We start from the raw sequence: 4,320 nt of genomic DNA, 5'->3' as shown, positions 1-4,320 counted from the left end.
CTGATCATGCTTTATGTCTTTTCCGTCCAACTGAAATGGACCCCCGGGACCGGGCGTCTCGATGCGCGGACGAGACCGCCCGAGGAGGTCACCGGTTTCTACAGCATCGATGCGGTGCTGGCGGGGGACTGGGCGCTTCTTCTGCAGGTACTGAGCCATCTCGCCCTGCCGGCGCTGGTGCTGGGCTGGTCCGTGATCGGCATCGTGGCGCGGCTGGTGCGCTCTTCGCTGCTGGAGGCGCTGGGTCAGGATTACGTGCGCACCGCACGGGCCAAGGGCGCTTCGGAGCGGGTCGTTCTGATGAACCACGCGCTGCGCAATGCGCTGATCCCCGTGCTGACGGTGCTGGGCTTTACCTTTGCCTATCTCATCACCGGCGCCGTTCTGACCGAGGCGATATTCAGCTGGCCCGGCATCGGATCCTACGCGGTGGCCGCAGCGCGGTCGCTTGATTACCCCGCCATCGGCGGGGTGACGATCGTGGGCGCGACTGCCTTTCTGCTGGCCAATCTGGTGACGGACATCGCCTATGCCTGGGCCAATCCCCGCATCAAGGTGTCGGGATGAGCGCGGTGGGCGACATGCCCCGCCCGGGCAGGCTGGGCCAGATCCGCGCCTCGATGGGTCGGCTGCCGGTGACGGCGCAGATCGGTATCGTGATCCTGCTCTTCTGGGCCATCACCGTGCTGACGGTCCAGTTCTGGCCCATCGTCGATCCGCTGATGATGGCCGGGCGGCGGCTGCAACCGCCAAGTGGCGAACATTGGCTGGGCACGGATGCGCTGGGGCGGGACGTGCTGTCGCGCACCCTGCACGGTGCGGCCTATACCATTCCCGTGGCGGTGATGGTTGTTGTCGCGGCGGTCATCATCGGCTCGGCACTTGGGGCCATATCGGGCTATTACGGCGGCTGGCTCGATGCCGTCATCATGCGGGCCGCGGATGTCACCCTTTCCTTTCCGCCGATCCTGCTGGCGATGACCGTGGCCGCGACCCTTGGGCCGGGTCTGCCGAACGCGGGTCTTGCCATGATCATCGTCTGGTGGCCCATCTATGCCCGGTTGATGCGCGCGCAGGTGCTGGAGGTCCGCACCCGCGAACATGTGGAGGCCGCGATTGCCGGTGGCGCGGGCCGGGGGCGGGTGCTGGTGGTGCATATCCTGCCGCTGTGCTGGACGCCGACGCTGATCAACGCGACGATGGATTTCGGACAGGTGGCGCTGCTTGCCGCCTCGCTCAGCTTCATCGGGCTGGGCGCGGTACCGCCGAGCCCCGAATGGGGCAGCATGATTTCCGAAGGGGCGGCCAAGTTCTATAGCTGGTGGATCGCCGCCGGCCCCGGCATGGCGATCCTTTCGGTCGTGCTGGCCACCTCCTTTCTGGGGGACGGGCTGCGCGACATCCTCGACCGGCGGGCGGCGGCATGAGCGAACCGCTGCTGGATATCACCGGCCTGCGCGCCGCCTTTCCCGGCCCCCGTGGCCCCGTGGAAGCGGTGCGCGGTGTGGATTTCACGCTGGACGAGGGCGAGGTGCTGGGCATCGTCGGCGAAAGCGGGTCGGGTAAATCCGTCGCGATGATGGCGCTGCTGCAGCTGCTGCCCGAACAGGCGACCGTCAGCGGTTCGGCGCGGTTCAAGGGCCGCGAACTCATCGGCATGTCGCGCCGGGATATCCGCAGGATCCGCGGGCGCGATATCGGCTGCGTCTTTCAGGACCCGCTGAGCGCGTTCAACCCCGTTCTGACCATCGGCGCACAGATCGTCGAGGCCATCCGCCTGCATGACCGCCGCATCGGACGCGGAGCGGCACGGTCCCGCGCCATCGGTCTGCTGGAGCAGGTCGCCATACCGGAGCCGGAACGCCGCGCGCAGCAGTATCCGCACGAATTTTCCGGCGGCATGCGCCAGCGCGCGATGATCGCCATGGCGCTGGCGAACGATCCGGCCCTGCTGATCGCGGATGAACCGACCACCGCGCTTGACGTTACGGTGCAGGCGCAGATCCTCGATCTGCTGCGAAAGCTTGCGCAGGAACGTGGCATCGGCGTCGTGCTGATCACCCATGATCTGGGCGTGGTCGCGGGCATGGCGCGCGATATCGCCGTGATGTACGGCGGGCGGGTGGTGGAGACGGGGCGCGCGGAGGATATCTTTTACCACAGTGCGCATCCCTACACGCGCGGCCTGATCGCGGCGATGCCCAAGCTGGACCGGATCGACGAGGAACTGACACCGATCGAGGGCACGCCGCCGTCGATCTTTTCGCGCCCGCCGGGGTGCAGTTTCGCCCCGCGCTGCACGTTCGCGCAGCAGCCCTGCCGCGAGAGCGATCCCGCGTTGCGGGCGGTCGGCCCCACCAGAACGGCATGTCTGCGGGCAGAGGAATTGCTGGATGAGGGCCCGAGGCCCCGGGCGGTGGGCACATGAGCGGCGTTCCGGTCCTAGAGGTCAGCAACCTGTCGAAGGATTTTCCCGTCGGCTCGAACCTGCTGGGCACGCGCCCCGCGCAGATGCTGCGCGCGGTATCGGGGGTGAGCTTCAGCGTCGGGCAGGCCGAAACCTTCGGGCTTGTCGGGGAAAGCGGTTGCGGCAAATCCACGCTGGGCCGCTGCATCCTGCGCCTGCTGGAACCATCGGGCGGCCGCGTCGTTCTGGCGGGGCGGGACATTACCACCCTTTCTCCGGCAGAGATGCGGCCCGTGCGGCGCGACCTTCAGATCGTTTTCCAGGATCCGATGGCATCGCTGCATCCGGGCATGAAGATCAGGCGCATCCTGTCCGAAGGCATGCGGCTGCTGCGCCTGCGCCCGCAGGAGGAGGCGGCGAAGATCGAAGAGCTCATCCATCTCGTGCAACTGCCGCAGGACGTGGCGGACCGCTATCCGCACGAACTGTCGGGTGGGCAGCGCCAGCGTATCGGCATTGCGCGTGCGATATCCGTCGATCCGAAGGTCGTGGTGCTGGATGAGCCGGTGTCGGCGCTCGACGTGTCGATACAGGCGGGGGTTCTGAACCTGCTGCGCGATCTGCAGGAACGGCTGGGCGTTGCCTTTGTCTTCATCGCGCATGATCTGGGCGTGGTGCGCTATATCTCGCACCGGATCGGGGTGATGTACCTTGGCCAGATCGTCGAGACGGGGCCCGCGCAGCGGCTGTTCTCCGACCCGCAGCATCCCTATACGCAGGCGCTTTTGTCGGCCATTCCCTTGGCCGACCCGATCCGGGAGCGGGCGCGAAGGCGCACCGTGCTGGAGGGCGATCTGCCGAGCCCGCTCAACCCGCCTTCGGGATGCCGGTTCCGCACGCGGTGCCCCCGGGCACAGGCGCTCTGTGCCGAGGTGCAGCCGAACCTCGACGACGATGGAGAGGGCCGTGCGGTGGCCTGTCACTTCCCCGGCCCGCCCCCGGCGGCACAAGACGAACAATCCCTTTCAGAAGGAGCCGGCGCATGAATTCGCCCTTCATCCAGACCAATGCGTCACGCGACCGCGCGCTGCGCGACCGGGCGGCACGCGTCATTCCCGGCGGCATGTGGGGCCATCAGCGCGCCGAAGCCCTGCCCGGCGGCTACCCCCAGTTCTTTGCCAGCGGCCAAGGCGCACGGGTGACAGACGTGGACGGGCGTGAATACATCGATTTCATGTGCGCATGGGGGCCGATCATCCTCGGCCATCGGCATCCGCTGGTGGAAGAGGCCGTGCGCCGGGAAGCCGAGCAGGGGGTCTGCCTCAACGGGCCGACCGAACAGGCCGTCACCCTTGCCGAGAAGCTGGTCGATACCGTGGCCCACGCTGATTGGGCACTGTTCCAGAAGAACGGCTCCGACGCGATGACATCCTGCGTGACCATCGCGCGGGCGGGTACGGGGCGGCGCAAGATCATGATTGCACGGGGGGCCTATCACGGGGCGGTGCCATGGTGTTCGCCCTCGCTGACCGGGGTGACCGCAGAAGACCGCGCGCATCTGATGCATTTCGAGTTCAACGACACCGACAGCGTCAGGGCCACGGTGGCCGAAGCCGGTGATGATCTGGCCGCCATCGTCGTTTCGGGCTTTCGCCATGACCTCGGCGTGCCGCAGGAAATGCCGACGCAGGATTTCGCGGATGCCGTGCGCAAGGCCTGTGACGAAACCGGTGCCGCGATGGTGGTCGATGACGTGCGCACCGGGTTCCGGCTGAACATGGGCGGTGCGCTCGAAGGGTTGTCGGTGCGGCCCGACCTCAGCGCCTTTTCCAAGGCCATCGCCAACGGGCACGCTCTTTCGGCGGTGACGGGCAGCGACAGCTTCCGCGAGGCGGCGAACAAGGTCTTCGTGA

5 protein-coding genes are annotated in these 4,320 nt (G+C 67.2%); all 5 read left to right on the top strand.

What is annotated here, in order from left to right:
* A partial coding sequence (locus A3728_RS08735; protein WP_150120700.1) for an ABC transporter permease occupies positions 1-567 on the top strand: 567 nt, incomplete at its 5' end.
* Positions 564-1,427: an ABC transporter permease gene (locus tag A3728_RS08730; protein ID WP_067922287.1), complete on the top strand. Its 864-nt coding sequence runs from the start codon at positions 564-566 to the stop codon at positions 1,425-1,427. The genes A3728_RS08735 and A3728_RS08730, both read left to right, overlap by 4 nt.
* Complete coding sequence (locus tag A3728_RS08725; RefSeq protein ID WP_067922284.1) at positions 1,424-2,428, top strand: ABC transporter ATP-binding protein; 1,005 nt, start codon at positions 1,424-1,426, stop codon at positions 2,426-2,428. The genes A3728_RS08730 and A3728_RS08725 overlap by 4 nt, the downstream gene beginning before the upstream one ends.
* Positions 2,425-3,453 carry an ABC transporter ATP-binding protein gene (locus A3728_RS08720; protein WP_067922281.1) on the top strand — a complete coding sequence of 343 codons (1,029 nt, stop codon included), beginning with the start codon at positions 2,425-2,427 and terminating at the stop codon, positions 3,451-3,453. Before A3728_RS08725 ends, A3728_RS08720 begins: the two co-directional genes overlap by 4 nt.
* Positions 3,450-4,320 (top strand): aminotransferase class III-fold pyridoxal phosphate-dependent enzyme (locus tag A3728_RS08715; RefSeq protein WP_067922278.1); only part of this gene is annotated, 871 nt, incomplete at its 3' end. The genes A3728_RS08720 and A3728_RS08715, both read left to right, overlap by 4 nt.

The organism is Sulfitobacter sp. HI0040 (assembly GCF_001634885.1).
Classification (GTDB): domain Bacteria; phylum Pseudomonadota; class Alphaproteobacteria; order Rhodobacterales; family Rhodobacteraceae; genus Sulfitobacter.
Note: the sequence above shows the minus strand (reverse complement) of the source record. Positions and strands in the feature narration are given on the sequence as shown.